This is a genomic window from Holdemanella sp. DFI.5.55 (genome assembly GCF_020593575.1).
Taxonomy (GTDB): domain Bacteria; phylum Bacillota_I; class Bacilli_A; order Erysipelotrichales; family Erysipelotrichaceae; genus Holdemanella; species Holdemanella hominis.
Genome location: NZ_JAJDMK010000331.1, coordinates 1 through 247, shown reverse-complemented (window position 1 = coordinate 247; position 247 = coordinate 1). Strand labels below are relative to the sequence as shown.

Here is a 247-nt window from a genome sequence, read left to right as displayed (position 1 = left end):
GGCCGCTTTAGGAGCTAATAATATTCCAGAAAGCGTCTATGATACGCTGGTGGCAACCGTCAATCAGCATCTTGATCTGGTTTATCGCTGGTATGAGCTGAAGAAACGGGTTCTGGGCCTGGACAAGATGTATAAATATGATGTTAATGTCCCATTGGCTGGCGAGGATATGCTGAAGACGACTTTTGAACAAGGTAAGCAGCTGACGTGGGATGCATTGCAGGTGATGGGTCCAGAGTATCTGAAA

General features: G+C 46.6%; 1 pseudogene. It reads left to right on the top strand.

From position 1 onward, the window contains the following. Positions 1-247, top strand: a pseudogene (locus LJE08_RS14310) (oligoendopeptidase F); the annotation flags it as partial.